We start from the raw sequence: 17,944 nt of genomic DNA on the forward strand, positions 1-17,944 counted from the left end.
CAAATGACAAATGGATTCTGCAGGCTCAACTGGTGAAGGCGTACTGCTCCAACTGGGCTTCGGTCACGAACTGAATATCTTCAACAGTCAGACCCTCTGCGCCAAAAAGCTGAGCGACGTCTTCGCCATTGACCCGAACATGGGTCAAGCTGTTGTTTTCACTGTCCTGTTCGATCGTCAATTCCGGTTCTTCCGGGTTGTCCCAGGTGATCAGAAGCTTGTCGTGACCGATCTGGAAATCCATGATTGTCGTGGCTTCCTGCTCGGGGTCGGACTGCACAACGATCTCGTCCTCACCCTCTCCACCTGTGACCACATCGCCGTCTTCGGCAAGAATGACGTCGTCCCCAGAGCCCCCGTTTAGGAAGTCGCGCGCAGGCTCGTCCGGGCCATCTTCTCCGGACAAGATGTCATCACCATCTCCGCCAAACAGGGCGTCTTCACCGGCACCCCCAACAAGGTAGTCGTCGCCATCTCCGCCTTGTAGCGCGTCGTCGCCGTCATCGCCGCTTAACGTGTCATCGCCCTGACCACCAAAAAGCCGGTCATTCCCATCACCGCCGCTCAGATCATCTGTTCCGAAATGACCATACAGGTCGTCATTTCCTGACATTCCGTCCAGCGCGTCGTCACCATATTCACCATGGAGCACATCATTCCCGAGGTTGCCAAACAGGACGTCCCCGCCACCACCGCCATACAACACGTCGTTGCCGGCGCCGCCGTCGATCCAGTCGTCCCCGCCATATCCGTTGATCTGATCGTTGCCTTCCTGCCCGGTCAGAACATCCGCATCCTCATCGCCCGCAATGACCAGATCGCCTTCATACTCGGACACAATCTCAGCAGTGTCAGAGTCGGTTTCCTCGGTAGAGCTGGGCTCGTCGACATTCTCGTCCGCGTCAAGCAAATTGCCTTCCGACAGGTCGTCGTCGGTCGTTTCCTCGATGCGATCGTCTTCCTCCTCGTCATCGCCTTTGTCTTCTGGCACAAGTACGTCGCTGATTGCGTAGGCCGCACCACCCATGGCGGCCATTCCGAATAATCCGATCAGAAACATATCTACCCTCCGCAAGCACAATGGCTCCGAGTGTAAAACCTCTCATGCAAACAATGGCTTGGTCAAAGCGAAGCTGAGAGCTTGGTTAACCCTTTATCACCAGGCTTCGGGCTGCTGAGTGTACGCAATGTAGAGAGGATGCTTCGGATGTCCGTCCTTGGTCAGCCCAAGGTGGAACAAGGGCTGGCCCGTGCCGCGCAGCAATTCCTCAACTGCGGGGCCGCGTTCCAGATGTGCGCCATGGGTGCCCCAGGCGGCGATGACCTGATCCGCCCATTCCACGCCGTCCAGGATGGCTGCGTCATTCTCAGGCCCCACCGGATCTGAAGATGCACGCATCTTGCGCGGATCAGTGTCGCGCCAGGCAAAGATATTGGTGACCTGAAAAGCTCCGAAACCCAGTGTGCGTGCGCGACGCTCGCAACGTTCCACCGTGGGGTCGTTCTGCACCTCGGTCGCCGTCGACGGATTCAGCATCACAAACAACGCCTTGCGGCCCGCCGGGTTCCAGATACGGGTCAGGCTATAGCGGTATTTTTCGCAATCGGAGTAGATGGCAGTCGAGGGCGCGTCGCCCTTGGTGTGAGAACGGGTGATCATGCAGTCGGGTTTGGCTGGAATTAGGCCCGTTTACAAGGGGCGATGTCCTGATCCTTAACTTGTGCTATACCTGCCTTCATTTGAACGGCTTATTCTGGGGGGAAGACATGACATTCGAGACATTGGATCCGGCGGATTGGGAGCAGACCCGCAAATTAGCACATGAGATGTTGGATATGGCGTTGGATCATACGCGTGATGTGCGTGATAGGTCGATATGGAAAGATATGCCGACTGCGATACGCAACGGGTTCGAAACGCCTGCACCTCAGCAGGGTATGCCGTTGGGTGATTTGATGGATGATGTCCAATCTCAGGTCATGCAGTATCCGATGGGTAATATCCATCCCCGGTTTTGGGGCTGGTATATGGGCGCGAGCAATTTCACAGGCGCGATGGCAGATTTTCTGGCTGCGGTTCAGGGTTCGAACCTTGGGGGTGGGAATCATGCGGCAGCCCTGATCGACCGACAAGTCGTCGACTGGCTACGCGAGATGATCGGTCTGCCGGAGGGGGCCAGTGGGACATTGGTCAGCGGCGGCAGCGTGGCAAACTTGATCGGGCTGACGGTGGCCCGCAACGTCAAATCCGGGATCGACATGCGCGAAGAGGGCATCGCCGCCATGGATAAGCCGATGCGGTATTACGGATCGGATCAGATGCACAGTTGTCACCAAAAGTCGCTCGAAACACTGGGTCTGGGCAACAAGGCGCTGCGGCGTGTTCCTACGCAAGACGATTTGACGATGGATCTTGAAGCGCTTGCCGGCATGGTCGCGCAGGATCGCGCAGACGGCCTTAACCCCGCTTGTGTGATTGCTACCGCCGGAACCGTGAACACAGGCGCCATCGACGACTTGTCGGCGATTGCCGATTTCTGCCGCGAGGAAGGCCTGTGGTTTCATGTTGACGGCTGTATCGGTGCGTTAATTGCAATCGCCCATGATAACAGTTGGCGAGTGTCCGGCATCAAACGCGCGGATTCCGTCGCGCTCGACCCACACAAATGGTTACATGCGCCTTTCGAAGTGGGTTGCGCGTTGGTGCGAAGCCATGATGCCCACCACGCGACATTTACTCTGACCCCGGAATACCTGGAACCGCAATCCCGAGGCGTCGCCGGGGCGGCGTTTTTGCACGATTACGGCATTCAGACTTCGCGTGGGTTTCGAGCGCTCAAGGTCTGGATGTCCTTGAAGGAGCACGGCGTTCAGAAATTCGGCAGGCTCATTGATCAGGATATCGAAAAGGCGCGTTATCTGACTTCGCTGATCGAGGCAGAGGATGACCTCACCTTGATGTTCCCCACCAATATAAACATCGTTTGTTTCCGCTATGACCCGGGCGGTCTCAGCCCCGAAACTCTGCGTGCGATTAACAGCGAAATCATGTTGTGCCTGCAAGAGGAAGGCACTGCGGTTTTGTCGGATACAACGGTTCAGGGGGCGCATTGCCTACGGGTGGCGGTCAACAATCACCGCACGCAAAAGCAGGATCTGGATCTACTGGTGTCCGAGATACTTCGACTGGGTCACAAATTGCGTATCGCCGCCTGAACAGTCGTCAGTTGGCGGCAAAGACGCGGCTTGGGTGCAATTCGCCCGACTTGTAAATTCCTACGGCCACGGCCTTGCCATCCAGCGAGGCCCAGGCCTCGTCGCCGTATTCCACGTCAGAGGCGAGCACCATGCCCGGATTGCCATTCCGCAGACGGGTGGCTCCTTCAGAGGTGCATTTCAGCTCGGGTAGGTCCGACAAGCCGGTTTCCAGCGGATGCAGATAATCATCCAGAGCGGTGGTTTTGGCCATCTCGTCGATCTGTTCGATGGTCAGGCCATCCTCGGCCTCAAACGGGCCGGACCAGATGCGGCGCAGTTTTTTCACGTGGCCGTGGCAGCCGAGCGCCTCACCCAGATCACGCGCAATGGAACGGACATAGCCACCTTTGCCACAGGTCATCTCCAGCACGACGTGGTCTTCGTCGGGGCGGTCGATCAGCACCAGTTCCTCTACCCAAAGAGGGCGGGCGGTCAGTTCTACATCCTCGCCATCGCGGGCCAGCTTATAGGCGCGTTGACCGTCGATTTTCACGGCCGAGAACTTGGGCGGCACCTGTTTGATATCGCCCAGAAACGGGCCGAGCGCTTGTTTGATATCCTCATCCGAGGGGCGCGCAATGCTCTCAGCGATGACTTCACCCTCAGCATCATCGGTGTTGGTGGCCTGCCCCAGCCGCACGGTGAAGGTGTAGGCCTTCAGCGCATCGGTTATGTAGGGGACGGTTTTGGTTGCCTCACCCAGCGCAACGGCCAGAACGCCGGTCGCCTCGGGGTCCAGCGTGCCCGCATGGCCGGCTTTCTTGGCGTCCATCGCCCAACGCACCTTGTTGACCACCGCGGTCGAAGTCATGCCAGCGGGCTTGTCCACCACCAGCCAACCGGAAATGTCGCGGCCCTTGCGTTTGCGTCCCATTCTACACCTTGAGTCTTGCTGAGGCGCGCGAGTTAGCGGATCGTTTCGATGCTGTCAATTTGCCGGAACGTCCTCGACGACACCCACGATGGGTCCCAGCGAAAACCCGATATCCGACCGGTTGCTGGCGCGATCATACATGCGGGAAATGTTGCCATCCAGAAACAGCGCATTCGGTGTTTTTAAGACATCGCGGAATAGGCTGCCGAATTCGTGGAAAGTGACGTAATCGTCCGAGATCGCAAACACCGCACGCGTGCCATCGGCGCTGGTGCCCACCCCGTTTCGGGTGTAGCGCGAGGTAGAATCAGGCAGAAAGCGAGGGTGTAACTCTCCGTTGATCACCAGCATAGGGCCCGATTGTGTCGCAAAGCGGCACTGCGGCGCCTGATCGACGAAATCCAAAGTCTCGAACACATCGGCACGGTTTTCACGGATGCAGAACACACCGTTGGGCAGCAGGCCGAAATTGCCGGGTCCGGCATTCGGTATCACGCGCATCTGCTCTTGCCCGTCTTCGACATAGTGGCCGACGGGCGAGCGGTCGTCATGGTACATGCCCGCATTCATCGCAAAGACGAGCCTTTTCCCCTGAGGCTCCAACGCCTCATTCACCGAAGAGAAATGACCCAGCAGATCGCCATTTTCATCGTTCAGAAACAGGCGCAAATCTTCCGAGGTATCCACCTCGCAAACCGTATATCGCTTGTCCTCATGAGTCAGCTTCTCGCAAGTGACTGCAGAGACTTGCGCGGCCCAAAGGACCGCACACAGCGTGACAAGGGTACGGATCACTCGTCCAGATCGCGGCGTACCGCGTCCTGATTAAACATACGGCGGGTGTCGTCCAGGCGATCAAACGTGTCGTCCAAACGGAACCGCAGGTCGGGTGAGAATTTCAGGCCCACCTTCTTGCCCACTGCGCGCCGAAGCTCACCCTTGTTTCGAGCGAGCAGTTCGATCACGTCCTCCTGCCCCTTGCCGCCCAAGGGCAGCACATAGGCGGTGGCGATCTTCAGATCGGGCGAGGTGCGCACCTCACCCACGGTGATCGACATGCGGTTCAGGTCGGGGTCGTGGACATCTCCGCGCGCCAGAACCTCGGACAGGGTGCGGCGGATCAGTTCGCCGACGCGCAGCTGTCGTTGGGAAGGGCCGGGGCCATCGTGGAATTTGTTCTTTGCCATGCCCCCCGATCTAAGCCCAAAGCGGGGCTTTGCCAAGCGGGCGCGAACGGGTTAGGAGGCTTTGAGCCGACTTTAGAAAGGACCAGCGCAATGACCCATATTCCGGGGATCGTCATCACAGGGGCTTCGGGCCGTATGGGGCAGATGCTGATCAAGACCGTGTCTGAGAGCGATCAGGCGCGTCTGGTTGGTGTGGTCGAGCGTAAGGGCCATGACTGGATCGGTCAGGATGTGGGTCAGGCAATGGGCGGGCAGGCGCTCGGTGTTACCGTTACTGACGATCCGCTGGAGGCATTTGCACAGGCGCAGGCCGTCATCGACTTTACTGCGCCCGAAGCGACACTGGAATTTGCCGCACTGGCCGCGCAGGCGCGGTGCGTTCACGTAATTGGCACTACCGGCATGAGTGACGAACAGAGCGCCGCGCTGGAACCTGCCGCGCGCCATGCTGTGATTGTGCGGGCCGGGAATATGAGCCTTGGGGTCAATCTGTTGGTGCAGCTCACCAAAAAGGTTGCCGCCGCGCTGGATGAGGATTTCGATATCGAGGTCATCGAGGGGCATCACCATCACAAGGTCGATGCGCCTTCAGGCACGGCTTTGATGCTGGGCGAAGCCGCCGCAGAAGGGCGCGGTGTCAAGTTGGCGGATGTGGCCGATCGGGGTCGCGACGGTATTACCGGTGCGCGAAAACGCGGCGATATCGGCTTCCACGCGATTCGTGGCGGAGACATCGTCGGCGAACACGATGTCCTGTTCGCGGCACCCGGTGAGCGTATCGTGTTGCGCCATCTGGCTACTGACCGTGCGATCTTTGCCCGTGGGGCGCTCAAAGCCGCGTTGTGGGGTCAAGGCAAGGCGCCGGGCCAGTATGACATGGTGGATGTTCTGGGGCTGTAGGCTTCAGGATCAAGAGCCAAGAAAATTCGACGAATTTTCTTGGCTCTATCGATCGGGCGGATGAAAGCTGTCTCAGCTTGCCTGAATGTGCCGGTCGACCATCCGTTGTACCATCGGTGCGAAATGGGCGAAATCCGGGGTCTCCATATCAGCGCGTTTTCCCGCTTCGTCCAGATAACGGACCTGAATGATCTCTTTCAGGTTCGGATTTGCCTCGAACTCGGCTATCTCCTTGGCACTCATCGGACCACCCTGCAGTTCCAGCGTATGGACCGAGGCTGCGGACAGGCGATTGAAATACTCCGGCTTGGTGGCGCAGAGATACCGCTTGGCTGCAACGTGATACCGGCAGCAATCGGTGATGACCGACGGAAAGAACTGCTCCAACACCTCTGCACCTGCATCTTCATGATATCGGTCCTCGGTATCGTCCGGATGGTAAGTGCCGAATTCCGACGTAAAATGGCCAATGTCGTGCAACAGCGCACCGACGATGATTTCTTCAGACTGTCCGTTCTGTTCCGCAATCGTGGCACCCTGCAGCATGTGCTGGGCCATGGTGACGGGTTCCCCCAGATATTCCTCACCCCCCCGACGATCGAAGATGTCACCGATAAAGGCCACGATATTGTCCCGGTTTAAGGTCGAGAAATCGGGTTTCATTCCGCCGCCTCCGGTTGTGTCATCTGCATGGCGGCCAGTGTCGAAAGCAGCCCATCCTTGTCAGCATAGCATCCCTGCAACCAGCGAGACCCGGCCCCGGAATAGCCCAGCCGTGCATGCATTACGCGAGTGTTGTCGACGATGAAACTTTCGCCCGGTTCCAGCTTGAAAGACACGCCCATAGCGGGATCGTCAATGATCTCGCCCAGCTGGCGATAGGCTGCATAGTAGGCTTCCATCTTGTCAAAGGGTACATCCACGAACGGCGCAGACGAGCGGTTGTTGAAGCGAATGCCGATCAACTCGCCATCGGGGGAAAGCTCGATCATCGGGCGACGTGACCGCAAACAGACCCCGTCCGAACCTTTATACTCGAACCGTGCCGGATAGCCTGCAAGCAAGGCGAAGCCCTCGGGGTTCAGATCGCGCAGACGCTCAGCCGCGCGGAAACCATCGACAACGATGGAATCGCCGCCTTCGGCCGAATTCTCAAGGCAGTAGAGGATTTGCAGTGTCGGTACCGGGTCGCGATAAGGGTTGTCGGTATGGGCCTGCAACCCCAACCCGGTATAGGCGAGGTTGGTCGGGTTCACCTCGGTCCGAACCTCGAAATAGGGGCCATAATTTGTCTGGCGCACGTAGCCGAACAGATCGGCCACTTTCAGCAGCGATTCCGGCTCGGTCGGGCCACCTGTCAGCTTGGCAAAGCCGTACTCCGCGACGGCAGCCAGCCAGCTGCGCTTGGCCTCCGGGTCGGTGTGCACCATTTCCCAGTCACCGCTGGGGGCGCTGATACCACGCTCCCATGTGGTGACGCCGGATGCGGTGCGGCCAACGTCTTGCGCCTGTTCGCGGTCATAAACGTGATCGGCCAGCCAATCGGCAGGGAACATCACGGATTTGTTTTCGGGCTGAAAGGTAACACTCAGATCGCCATTTCGGATCTCGGCAGCGCTGACCGAGATATTGGAGGGGATATCGCCGATTGTGATCAGGCGCTGCCCGTTGCCGGGGGCGCGGGTCTCGGGGTCCAGCGCATTGTCGCGCAGCCAAATGGCGTGGAAGCGGGCCTCGGTACCATCGGAAAACGCGATAGTGACCACAGATGGGTCGAAAGTGGCTGAGCGCAGCATGGGGTCTCTCCTGTTCGGCGCGGGCTTTGCTTGAGGAGATATGCGCTTCGTGACATTACTACAATTAAACCTTATTGCCTCTGAGACTTGGAAAATCTTATGGATAAGAAGAAGATTGGACTACCTCCATTGGACTGGCTGCGTGTGTTCGAAGCCGCCGGGCGGCTGGGTGGTTTTTCTGCTGCTGCGCGCGAATTTGGTTTGACGCAGGCGGCGGTCAGTCAACGGATAGGCAATCTTGAGGCTTGGCTGGGCCGGTCATTGTTTGTGCGCGAAGCCCGCGGTGTTTCGCTGACCATCGAAGGCGAAAGCTATCTGCCATTGGTGCAGGACAGCCTGCAAGCACTGGAACGCAATACTGAGGATCTTTTCGGCAAAACCCCGCGCGAGCTTCGGGTCGCGGGACTTTCGTCGCACATCCACGCGCTGGTTCTGCCAGCCTTGCCCACGTTCCTTGAGGCGCAGCCCAATGTGCGTGTGATGACAGATTCCATGGCGCGCCGGGCCTCATTGGAGGAAGAGCGTACCTGGCTGCAGATCCGCTATGGCAGAGGCGTTTGGCCTGGACGAAAGGCAAAGCTTATTGCGCCTGAAGTTCTGGCACCGATGGCCGCATCTGGCATCAAGTGGGGTGCGCCGCTGATTGATTTGCGCGGAGAACGCCCCGGTTGGAAGGACTGGGCGCAGGTAGCGGGGGTTGATGAATTACCGGCTGGCCGGATCAGTTTTGACTCGGTAGGTCACGCGATCACGGCGGCGCGTCAGGGCATGGGGATCGCGTTGGGTTCACTACCGTTGGCTTCGGGCAGCTTAAAGACTGGTCAATTACACAGATTGGATATGCCCGAGCTTAGGACAAAGGATGGCTATTGGCTGACATGGCCCGAGGATCGGGCAAGGTCGAAACGGCAAAGGGCGTTGATAGACGACTTTCTGCAAGCGCTGCGGGGCGGGGCCTGATCAGAAGTCGATGGCGATGCCCTTTTTCTCCCAATCGCCATAGCGGGCCGGATCAGGACCGTCGCGCCCACCCAGTTCCTTGGGCTGCGCCTTGGCTTCCGCTTCGGCCTTTTTGCGACGTTCCTCAGCCTCGGCCAATGCGCGCTGAGCGGCGGGGGGCAGGTCTTTGCGCTCGTCACTCATGACATCGGGTTCCTTTCTGTTCAGGGCCTTGATATACGCCCTCGTCCGCCCAAGGCAATGCGGCAAAGGTCACGAGAGGCACTCAGCATCATGTCAAACTCTGCAACCGCCGCGCGGCGCAGTGCAATCTATCTGCTGGATCAGATATTGGGCGAGGGGCGGCTGTTACCTGAATGTCTGGCGGCGGGCGCATTGGATCGTCTGGTACCCGAGGATCGCGCGCGCGCGCAGCGGTTGACGATTGAAACCCTGCGAGGGCTTGAGCGTGCCGACCGGCTGTTGGCCGATCACCTGCGGCAGACACCAGCGCTAACGGTGCATAACGCACTGCGGCTTGGAACGGTCGAGCTGTGTCAGGGCGAGGCCGCGCATGGCGTGGTCAATTCGATGGTCGAGATCGTGGGACGCTCGCGCAAGCATGGGCGGCTCAAGGGGTTGGTGAATGCAGTCTTGCGCAAGATTGCCGCCGATGGACCGGATGCTTGGCCCAAGATGCGCGTGCCCCGTCTGCCCGACTGGCTGCGCGATCCTCTGATCATGGCGTGGGGCGATGACGCAGTAAAGGGTATGGAACAGGCCCATTTCAATGGTGCACCGCTGGACGTGACGCTGAAACCGGGCGCTGAGGCGCCGGGCGGAGAAGCCCTGCCCACCGGCTCAGTCCGTTTGCAGGATGCGGGGCAGGTGTCGGCTTTGCCGGGCTACAAGCGTGGAAACTGGTGGGTTCAGGATGCGGCAGCGGCGCTGCCTGTGCGCGTGCTGGCCCCGAAAGCCGGGGAAAAGGTATTGGACCTTTGCGCCGCGCCCGGTGGCAAGACGTTGCAATTGGCTGTGGTAGCGGCAGAGGTCACGGCGCTGGATATCTCCGAAACACGGTTGGAGCGGGTGCGCGAGAACCTGAAACGGACAGGTTTGAAGGCCAAGGTGATCGCTGGTGATGCGCTGGACCATCAGGGCCAGTATGATGCCATCCTGCTCGACGCGCCGTGTTCGGCCACGGGCACGATTCGCCGCCATCCTGATTTACCCTTCGCCAAGGATGGCTCGGAATTCGGGGGATTGATCGAACTACAGGCCCGGATGCTGGCCCATGCCTGGACCCTGCTCAAACCCGGAGGCCGATTGGTATATTGCACCTGTTCCTTGTTGCCGGACGAAGGAGAGGTGCAGATCGAAGAGGCGCTGGATCAATACCCGGATATGCAGATTGACCGTGCGGCGCTTGAGATTGCGGGCGTTGAACCAGACTGGATTACAGAAGAAGGTGGCTTGCGTTTGCGCCCGGATTTCTGGGCGGACAAGGGTGGCATGGACGGGTTCTATATCGCCTGTCTGAACAAATCCGCTTGAGGCGACGCTTTTCGATGACTTGACGCGCGGACCGGTCTATCGTGTGTTCAAGCGCCCGCAGAGCGCAAGGGGCAGAGTCGCAAGCGTCATGTCAGAATCGGACACAATGGCCAATCGCTGGATGCGGTTTCAGAACCGCCTTTACGCGCGCCTGAGCCAAAGGCGGAAGGCGGTTTCGGGATTCGTCAGCCAGCCTGAGCCGCGCACCGTCGGTTCGTTTGCACGCGGGCGACAACTGGTGGCCGGGAATCTCCTTTTCGCTGGATATCTGGTCGAGGCGGATGACACCGATCTCTGGGATGTTGCTGCGCCCAGTCCGGATTTTGATGATGAACGCCACGGTTTCATCTGGCTGGATGATCTGGCAGCCGTCGGCGATATGCGCGCCCGTGAAAAGGCGCAGCGATGGGTCTGGGGCTGGATCACCGCACATGGGCGCGGGAAGGGGCCCGGCTGGGCGCCGGACCTGACCGGGCGCCGGGTGATGCGCTGGATCAACCACGCGCAATTTCTGCTACGCGGCGCTGACGGAGCGCAAAGCAGAGCTTTCTTCCGCTCCTTGGCACAACAAACATGGTTTCTTTCCAAACGCTGGACAGCAGCAACACCAGGATTGCCGAGATTCGAAGCGCTCGCAGGGCTGGTTCAGGCTGGATTGGCCCTGGAGGGGTTGGAGCAACTGGCTGATCCCGCATTGCGCGCACTGGCCCGGGAATGCGACCGCCAGATCGATGCCGAGGGCGGCATTCTCACCCGCAACCCTGAGGAATTGCTGGAGGTCTTCACTCTGCTGGCCTGGACCTCTGCTGCACTTGGTGAAGTTGGCCGGGGCACGCCTGCCTCTCAGACCGGGGCGATCAAGCGCATTGCACCTACTCTGCGAAATCTGCGTCATGCAGATGGATCTCTGGCCAGATTTCACGGGGGCGGGCGTGGGCTTGAAGGGCGGCTGGATCAGGCACTGGCACAAAGCGGTGTCAAGCCGCAGCAGCATTCGGACCTGTCAATGGGTTATGCACGATTGGCCGCCTCGAGAACCACGGTTCTGGTGGATGCCAGCGCGCCCCCCAAAGGTGCAGCGTCATACAACGCCCACGCGTCCTCGCTTGCATTTGAGCTGACCTCAGGCCGCCGTCCTCTGATCGTGAACTGTGGATCAGGCGGCAGTTTTGGGCAGGATTGGCGCAGGGCAGGGCGCGCGACCCCGTCGCATTCGACCCTATGCGTCGAAGGGTATTCCAGCGCCCGGCTTGCAGAAGGCGCAAATGGGTCGTCGCAGGAAGCATTGGTGGATGGCCCGCAGGATGTGCCCGTGGATTTCGAGGATGCATTCGAAGGCACCCGCTTCATGGTGGGTCATGACGGCTACGCCAAAGTGTTTGGCCTGACCCATGCCCGCACGCTTGAACTGCGCTTTGACGGGCGTGAGCTGGTGGGCGAGGATATTCTGCTGACCGCAACCGACAAAGCCAAACGGCAGTTCGATCGCGCGATGGACGGGGCAGGTCTGCAGGGGATAGCCTTTGACATCCGGTTTCACCTGCATCCTGACGTTGATGCGGCACTTGATCTGGGTGGCGCTGCGGTGTCGATGGCGCTCAAAAGCGGTGAGATATGGGTTTTCCGCCATGATGGCGTTGGAAAGTTGTCAGTTGAACCAAGCGTTTACCTTGAAAAAGGCCGTTTGAAGCCACGCGCGACAAAACAGATCGTTCTATCTGGGCGCGCAATGGAGTATGCGACGCGCATCCGGTGGACGCTCAGCAAGGCTCAGGATACAGCCTATGCCGTGCGGGATACGCACCGGGACGAGCCCGTTTTCGACTGACGCCAAAAGGACCTTTGGACCCATGACCGACCTTCACCCCGTGCGCCGCGCGTTGCTTTCCGTTTCCGACAAAACCGGGCTGATCGAGCTGGGAACGGCGTTGGCCGAACGCGGGGTTGAACTGCTTTCGACCGGCGGTACCGCGAAGGCGCTACGCGATGCGGGGTTGGAGGTGAAAGATGTCAGCGAGATCACCGGCTTCCCTGAGATGATGGATGGCCGGGTCAAAACGCTGCACCCGATGGTCCATGGCGGGCTGCTGGCTCTGCGCGATAATGACACCCATGTCGCCGCGATGAACGAACATGGTATCGGCGCAATCGATCTGCTTGTGGTAAATCTCTACCCATTTGAAGCGACCGTGGCCAAGGGCGCTGCCTATGATGAGTGTATCGAGAACATCGATATCGGCGGCCCAGCCATGATCCGTGCCGCATCGAAGAACCATGCTTTTGTAAACGTGGTTGTGGATGTCGAAGACTACTCGTCGCTGCTGGATCAGCTGGAAGAGAATTACGGTAAGACTTCTCTGGGCTTCCGTCAGTGGTTGGCGCAAAAGGCCTATGCCCGCACTGCCGCTTATGACACAGCCGTGTCCAACTGGATGGCCGATGCGCTGGAGCTTGAGGCGCCCAAACGCCGCGCCTTTGCCGGTGAGCTGAAACAGACCTTACGATATGGCGAGAATAGCCACCAGTCGGCAGCGTTCTATGTAGATGGCTCGGGTCGTCCGGGCGTGGCGACGGCGGTACAGCATCAGGGCAAGGAACTGAGCTATAACAACATCAACGATACCGATGCCGCCTTTGAGCTGGTCGCTGAGTTCGACCCGGCCGAAGGGGCAGCTTGTGCGATTATCAAGCATGCCAATCCGTGTGGTGTAGCGAAAGGTGCGACGTTGCTTGAGGCCTATAAAGCCGCGTTCGACTGCGACAGGACGTCGGCATTCGGCGGTATCGTGGCGTTGAATCAACCGCTGGACGCGGAAACCGCGCAGGAGATCACGGGGATTTTCACCGAGGTTGTGATCGCTCCGGGGGCGTCAGACGAGGCCAAGGCGATCTTCGCCGCCAAGAAGAACCTGCGCCTGCTGACGACCGAAGCTCTGCCGGATGTGACCGCCGGTGGTAAAACTGTGCGACAGGTGGCCGGTGGCCTGCTGGTGCAGGACAAGGATAACGGCTTTGTTGGTATGGATGATTTGAAGGTGGTCACCAAAAAAGCGCCATCTGAGGAGCAGATGCGCGACCTGCTGTTCGCGTGGAAAGTGGCGAAACATGTCAAATCCAACGCCATCGTCTATGTCAAAGACGGCGCGACCGTAGGTGTCGGCGCGGGGCAGATGAGCCGCGTTGACTCGGCACTGATCGCGGCAAAGAAAGCCGAGCGTATGGCTGATGCGCTGGGCTTGCCCCAGCCGCTGACCATCGGTTCGGCCGTAGCTTCTGATGCATTCTTCCCCTTCCCCGATGGGCTTATGGAGGCCGCCGAGGCAGGCGCAACATGCGTTATTCAGCCCGGCGGTTCGATGCGTGATGATGAAGTGATCGCGGCGGCGGATGAAGCCGGTCTGGCCATGGTCTTCACCGGCATGCGGCATTTCCGTCACTGATGCGCGGTTCGTTCATCCTATGGGCCGGATTGGCGGCGTTTTTGATCGACCAGATCAGTAAGTATCTGGTCGTCCACGTAATGCGCGTGGCGCAGGGCGATATCGACGTGCTGCCACCGCTTCTGGTTTTCAGATACGGCGAGAATCGCGGCATCAATTTTGGCCTATTTCAGGGCGACGGTGACGCCGCCCGCTGGGTGCTGATCGGGGTTTCCGTGGCGATCTGCCTGGGCGTCCTGATCTGGCTGGGCCGCATCGCTCCTACGAAGCTTCAACAATTCTGCGGCGGTCTTCTGATCGGCGGGGCGCTGGGAAATGTCGTGGACCGGGTGCTTTACGGCTATGTTCTGGACTTTTTGAACATGTCCTGCTGCGGGATCAGCAACCCTTTTGTGTTCAATCTGGCGGATGTGTTCATATTTGCGGGAGCTTTGGGATTGGTCCTGTTCGATGGCAAAAAGCCCTCGTGACCTGCCGGACGATATGCGATAAAAGCGCCTGAAACTGGCTGGAGACACTGATGCGTATGCCACGCGCCATTCTTGTTCTGACACTCGCCGTTGTCGTTGCGGGCTGTTCCGATATTGGTTTGCGCAATCTTGATCCGCCCGGAGCGGGGCCGGATGAATTTTCGGTATTGCCCGTCAAGCCGCTGACCCAGCCCAAGGACTACGCCTTTCTTCCAGCGCCGACCCCCGGCGGTGCAAACCTGACCGATCCTAACCCCAAAGCGGATGCCGTTGTGGCGCTGGGTGGTAGTGAGGCAGCGCTGAACCCGAATACCTCAATACCGGCCAGCGATGCCGCGCTGGTGACGGCCTCAAGCAGATATGGCGTTCCTGCCAATACGCGTCAGGTAACGGCCGAAGAGGATGCGGCTTTCCGTAAAAATCGCGGTCGCTGGACCCGCCTGCGCCTGTTCCCGGTTGATCGGTACTCGCAGGTCTATGAACGTCAGTCAATCGATGCGAACGCGACCAATGAAGCGGCGCGTCGTCGTGGGATCGAAACGCCGTCGGCCCCGCCGCTGGAATGAATTCTTCTTAACTTTCCGTCATTGGCCTTGAACCCCGGCGGCACCACCGTAGTTTGAATATCAGAAATGAAACGGAGGATGCCCCATGGTTCGGGCCTTGGCATTGTCGGCTGCCCTGATCGCCGCCACCCCCTTGTTCGCGAAAGAGGGTCAAGAGGCTGTCACCACATTTACCCTGGAAAACGGCATGGACGTCGTAGTGGTCGAGGATCATCGCGCTCCTGTTGTGCAGCATATGGTCTGGTACCGGGCCGGATCCGCCGATGAACCGATCGGATCCTCTGGCGTTGCACATTTCCTGGAACATCTGCTGTTCAAAGCCACCGACACAATGGAAGCGGGCGAGTTGTCAGCCACTGTCGCGGCCAATGGCGGCAATGACAACGCTTTCACTTCTTACGACTACACCGCCTATTTTCAGCGTGTCGCCGCTGACCGGTTGGAACTGATGATGCGGATGGAGGCAGATCGCATGCGCAACATCCGCCTGACTGAGAATGATATCACCACCGAACGCGATGTGGTTCTGGAAGAGCGTAATCAGCGGACCGAAAACAATCCACGCGCTCTGTTCGGAGAACAGATGAATGCAGCGCAATATTTGAACCACCGTTACGGAGCGCCGATTATCGGCTGGCGCCACGAGATGGAGGCGTTGGATATGGACGACGCCCTGTCCTTCTACCAGACCCATTATGCACCCAATAACGCCATATTGGTCGTCACCGGAGATGTTGACCCCGACGAAGTCAGGGCGTTGGCCGATCAGTACTACGGTGTTATCCCAGCCAACCCTGATTTGCCCGAGCGGATACGCTCGCAAGAACCACCCCAGACTGCCGAACGTCGCCTGACCTTCAAGGATGCGCGTGTCGCACAACCCTACGTGCAGCGCAGCTATCTGGCCCCTGAACGGGACGCCGGTGAGCAGGAGAAGGCCGCTGCCCTGTTTCTTTTGGCGGAATTGCTGGGAGGAAGCACAACCTCATATCTGAATGAAAAGCTGCAATTCGAGCAGCAGAAGGTGGTCTATACCGGTGCGTTCTACAAGGGGGTCTCATTGGATGACACGACCTTTGATCTGATCGTTGTGCCGGCTGAGGGCGTTTCACTTCAGGATGCGGAGGATGCCATGGATCAGGCCGTTGCGGATTTCATCGCGGAAGGTGTCAAGGATGAAGACCTGGAGCGCATTAAGATGCAGCTCCGCGCCGCGCAGACCTATGCGCGCGATAACGTGGACGGTATTGGAAACCGCTATGGTCGTGCGTTGACCAGCGGGTTGACGGTCGAAGATGTGCAGGCCTGGCCCGACATCCTGCAGGCTGTGACGGGTGACGAGATCATCGCGGCTGCCCGTGAGGTGCTGCAACCTGAAACCTCGGTCACTGGCTGGTTGATGCGTGACGATGAGGTGACACAATGAAACGGTTTGCCGCAACGCTGATTGCGCTGATCATTGCCCTTCCCGCCTGGGCCGAGATTAAGATCAAAGAGGTAACCTCGCCCGGTGGTATTACCGCTTGGCTGGTCCAAGATCATTCGATCCCCTTCACTGCGCTGGAACTGCGGTTTCGTGGAGGAACGTCGCTGGATGATCCCGATAAACGCGGCGCGGTTTATCTGATGAGCGGCCTGATTGAGGAAGGCGCCGGCGACATGGATGCCCGCACCTATGCACGCGAACTTGAATCTCTGGCTGCATCCTTCAGCTACAGGGCAACAGATGATACGGTCTCCATTTCGGCGCGGTTCCTGACTGAGAACCGGGATGAAGTGATTGATTTGCTGCAGACCACAATTCATGAACCGCGTTTCGATGAGGATGCGATCGATCGGGTGCGCGCTCAGGTGATTTCGGGTCTGAAGTCCGACCAGACTGATCCAAGCGATATTGCCGGACGCAGCTTTGCTGAAATGGCATATGGGGATCATCCTTATGCGTCGGACGGTAAAGGTACGATTGAAAGCGTTTCAAGCCTGACCCGCGACGATATCGTCGCTGCCTACGACAATGTCTTTGCCAAGGACAGACTGTATGTTGGGGCTGTTGGCGACATCACGGCAGAAGAGCTGGGCGTTCTGTTGGACAAATTGCTGTTGGATCTGCCAGCAACCGGGAAACCCATTCCAGACAAGGCGAAGGTCACCATTGACGGCGGTGTCAGCGTAGTGGACTTCAACACTCCGCAATCCGTCGCCCTGTTCGGGCAAAGTGGCATTGATCGTGACGATCCCGATTTCTTTGCGGCCTATATCCTGAATCACATTCTGGGCGGCGGCGGATTCGAAAGTCGCCTGATGCAGGAAGTACGTGAGAAACGTGGCCTGACCTACGGTGTGGCGACCTATCTGGTGCCCAAGGATCTGGCGTCGGTGTATCTGGGCTCGGTCTCATCTGCCAATGACCGTATCGCCGAAGCGGTCGAGGTGATCCGACAGGAATGGGCGCGCGCGGCTGCGGAAGGTGTGACGCAGAAAGAATTGGATGACGCCAAGACCTATTTGACCGGGGCCTATCCGCTGCGTTTTGACGGCAATGGCCAGATTGCCGGAATCATGGTCGGGATGCAGATGGAAAATCTGCCTATCGACTACATTGCGACTCGCAACGACAAGGTGAATGCAGTGACCTTGGAGGATGTGAACCGGGTGGCGTCTGAACTGCTGGACCCCGAGAGTCTGCATTTCACCATCGTCGGCAAACCGGAAGGGGTGGACGGCTGACGTCGTCCATCTACCCGCTGCCGAACAGGATTATTCGTTGTTATTGAATAATTTTTCTTGGAATTGACGGCAGTGGGTGATGCGAACCACTGGCGAAAACAACGAGTTTGTGACCTCTTGCAGGGCGCAGCGCCAGACAGAAGATCGGCAATTCTCCGCCTTAAGTAATCGTTAACTCGCCTTGGCCATACTTTGGCCAGAAATGTCGAGAATTCTATGTTAGTCGGGAGCGG

General features: G+C 58.7%; 18 protein-coding genes. 10 read left to right on the forward strand and 8 right to left on the reverse strand.

What is annotated here, in order from left to right:
• Positions 1-25: 25 nt before the first annotated feature.
• A complete protein-coding gene (locus tag AC2TEM_RS20470; RefSeq protein ID WP_170608925.1) occupies positions 26-1,060 on the reverse strand; it encodes a calcium-binding protein in 1,035 nt (344 codons plus the stop codon).
• Between the two features lie 96 nt (positions 1,061-1,156).
• Entirely contained in the window at positions 1,157-1,660 is a 504-nt protein-coding gene (locus AC2TEM_RS20475) for a DUF1643 domain-containing protein (RefSeq protein WP_170426157.1), read from the reverse strand.
• A 107-nt stretch (positions 1,661-1,767) separates the two neighbouring features.
• Between AC2TEM_RS20475 and AC2TEM_RS20480 the strand changes: the two genes are divergently transcribed.
• Positions 1,768-3,216, forward strand: coding sequence for a pyridoxal-dependent decarboxylase (locus AC2TEM_RS20480; RefSeq protein WP_170426159.1), 1,449 nt, complete (start codon positions 1,768-1,770; stop codon positions 3,214-3,216).
• Positions 3,217-3,223: 7 nt separating this feature from the next.
• Here the strand turns inward: AC2TEM_RS20480 and truB are convergent, their stop codons facing one another.
• Genes truB through rbfA form a run of 3 tightly spaced genes read right to left on the reverse strand, consistent with a single transcriptional unit; the run spans position 3,224 to position 5,319 of the window.
• The gene (gene truB, locus AC2TEM_RS20485) at positions 3,224-4,132 is read right to left on the reverse strand and encodes a tRNA pseudouridine(55) synthase TruB (RefSeq protein ID WP_170426161.1); all 909 of its coding nucleotides are present in this window, start codon (positions 4,130-4,132) and stop codon (positions 3,224-3,226) included.
• A 54-nt stretch (positions 4,133-4,186) separates the two neighbouring features.
• Positions 4,187-4,927 carry a phosphodiester glycosidase family protein gene (locus AC2TEM_RS20490; RefSeq protein WP_170608927.1) on the reverse strand — a complete coding sequence of 247 codons (741 nt, stop codon included), beginning with the start codon at positions 4,925-4,927 and terminating at the stop codon, positions 4,187-4,189.
• A complete protein-coding gene (rbfA, locus tag AC2TEM_RS20495; RefSeq protein WP_170408494.1) occupies positions 4,924-5,319 on the reverse strand; it encodes a 30S ribosome-binding factor RbfA in 396 nt (131 codons plus the stop codon). Before rbfA ends, AC2TEM_RS20490 begins: the two co-directional genes overlap by 4 nt.
• 90 nt (positions 5,320-5,409) lie before the next feature.
• Here rbfA and dapB point away from each other — a divergent pair, with 90 nt between their 5' ends.
• Entirely contained in the window at positions 5,410-6,219 is an 810-nt protein-coding gene (gene dapB, locus AC2TEM_RS20500; RefSeq protein ID WP_170426165.1) for a 4-hydroxy-tetrahydrodipicolinate reductase, read from the forward strand.
• A 72-nt stretch (positions 6,220-6,291) separates the two neighbouring features.
• Here the strand turns inward: dapB and tmpB are convergent, their stop codons facing one another.
• Together tmpB and tmpA are read right to left on the reverse strand one after the other, a co-directional pair.
• On the reverse strand, positions 6,292-6,882 hold the full coding sequence (tmpB, locus tag AC2TEM_RS20505) for a (R)-1-hydroxy-2-trimethylaminoethylphosphonate oxygenase (protein WP_170426167.1): 591 nt from the start codon (positions 6,880-6,882) through the stop codon (positions 6,292-6,294).
• Positions 6,879-8,015 carry a 2-trimethylaminoethylphosphonate dioxygenase gene (gene tmpA, locus AC2TEM_RS20510; RefSeq protein WP_170598413.1) on the reverse strand — a complete coding sequence of 379 codons (1,137 nt, stop codon included), beginning with the start codon at positions 8,013-8,015 and terminating at the stop codon, positions 6,879-6,881. The genes tmpB and tmpA overlap by 4 nt, the downstream gene beginning before the upstream one ends.
• Before the next feature lie 99 nt (positions 8,016-8,114).
• On the opposite strand from tmpA, the gene AC2TEM_RS20515 reads away from it, so the two are divergent.
• Positions 8,115-8,975: a LysR family transcriptional regulator gene (locus AC2TEM_RS20515; protein WP_170426171.1), complete on the forward strand. Its 861-nt coding sequence runs from the start codon at positions 8,115-8,117 to the stop codon at positions 8,973-8,975.
• On the opposite strand, the gene AC2TEM_RS20520 is transcribed toward AC2TEM_RS20515, so the two are convergent.
• Positions 8,976-9,158: a DUF1674 domain-containing protein gene (locus AC2TEM_RS20520; RefSeq protein WP_170394659.1), complete on the reverse strand. Its 183-nt coding sequence runs from the start codon at positions 9,156-9,158 to the stop codon at positions 8,976-8,978.
• Between the two features lie 90 nt (positions 9,159-9,248).
• Here AC2TEM_RS20520 and AC2TEM_RS20525 point away from each other — a divergent pair, with 90 nt between their 5' ends.
• The 7 genes from AC2TEM_RS20525 to AC2TEM_RS20555 all read left to right on the forward strand — a co-directional run bounded on the left by AC2TEM_RS20525 (position 9,249) and on the right by AC2TEM_RS20555 (position 17,711).
• Positions 9,249-10,508 (forward strand): RsmB/NOP family class I SAM-dependent RNA methyltransferase, encoded by a 1,260-nt coding sequence (locus AC2TEM_RS20525; RefSeq protein ID WP_170426173.1) that lies wholly within the window; start codon positions 9,249-9,251, stop codon positions 10,506-10,508.
• Between the two features lie 88 nt (positions 10,509-10,596).
• The gene (locus AC2TEM_RS20530) at positions 10,597-12,336 is read left to right on the forward strand and encodes a heparinase II/III domain-containing protein (RefSeq protein ID WP_170426175.1); all 1,740 of its coding nucleotides are present in this window, start codon (positions 10,597-10,599) and stop codon (positions 12,334-12,336) included.
• Between the two features lie 22 nt (positions 12,337-12,358).
• Positions 12,359-13,948 carry a bifunctional phosphoribosylaminoimidazolecarboxamide formyltransferase/IMP cyclohydrolase gene (gene purH, locus AC2TEM_RS20535; protein WP_170394650.1) on the forward strand — a complete coding sequence of 530 codons (1,590 nt, stop codon included), beginning with the start codon at positions 12,359-12,361 and terminating at the stop codon, positions 13,946-13,948.
• Positions 13,948-14,418 carry a signal peptidase II gene (gene lspA, locus AC2TEM_RS20540; RefSeq protein WP_170394647.1) on the forward strand — a complete coding sequence of 157 codons (471 nt, stop codon included), beginning with the start codon at positions 13,948-13,950 and terminating at the stop codon, positions 14,416-14,418. Before purH ends, lspA begins: the two co-directional genes overlap by 1 nt.
• 50 nt (positions 14,419-14,468) lie before the next feature.
• The gene (locus tag AC2TEM_RS20545) at positions 14,469-14,984 is read left to right on the forward strand and encodes a DUF3035 domain-containing protein (RefSeq protein ID WP_170408488.1); all 516 of its coding nucleotides are present in this window, start codon (positions 14,469-14,471) and stop codon (positions 14,982-14,984) included.
• Between the two features lie 85 nt (positions 14,985-15,069).
• A complete protein-coding gene (locus AC2TEM_RS20550; RefSeq protein ID WP_170426177.1) occupies positions 15,070-16,410 on the forward strand; it encodes a M16 family metallopeptidase in 1,341 nt (446 codons plus the stop codon).
• Positions 16,407-17,711, forward strand: coding sequence for a M16 family metallopeptidase (locus AC2TEM_RS20555; RefSeq protein ID WP_170426179.1), 1,305 nt, complete (start codon positions 16,407-16,409; stop codon positions 17,709-17,711). Before AC2TEM_RS20550 ends, AC2TEM_RS20555 begins: the two co-directional genes overlap by 4 nt.
• Positions 17,712-17,944: the final 233 nt, after the last annotated feature.

The organism is Ruegeria sp. HKCCD3925, assembly GCF_057221175.1.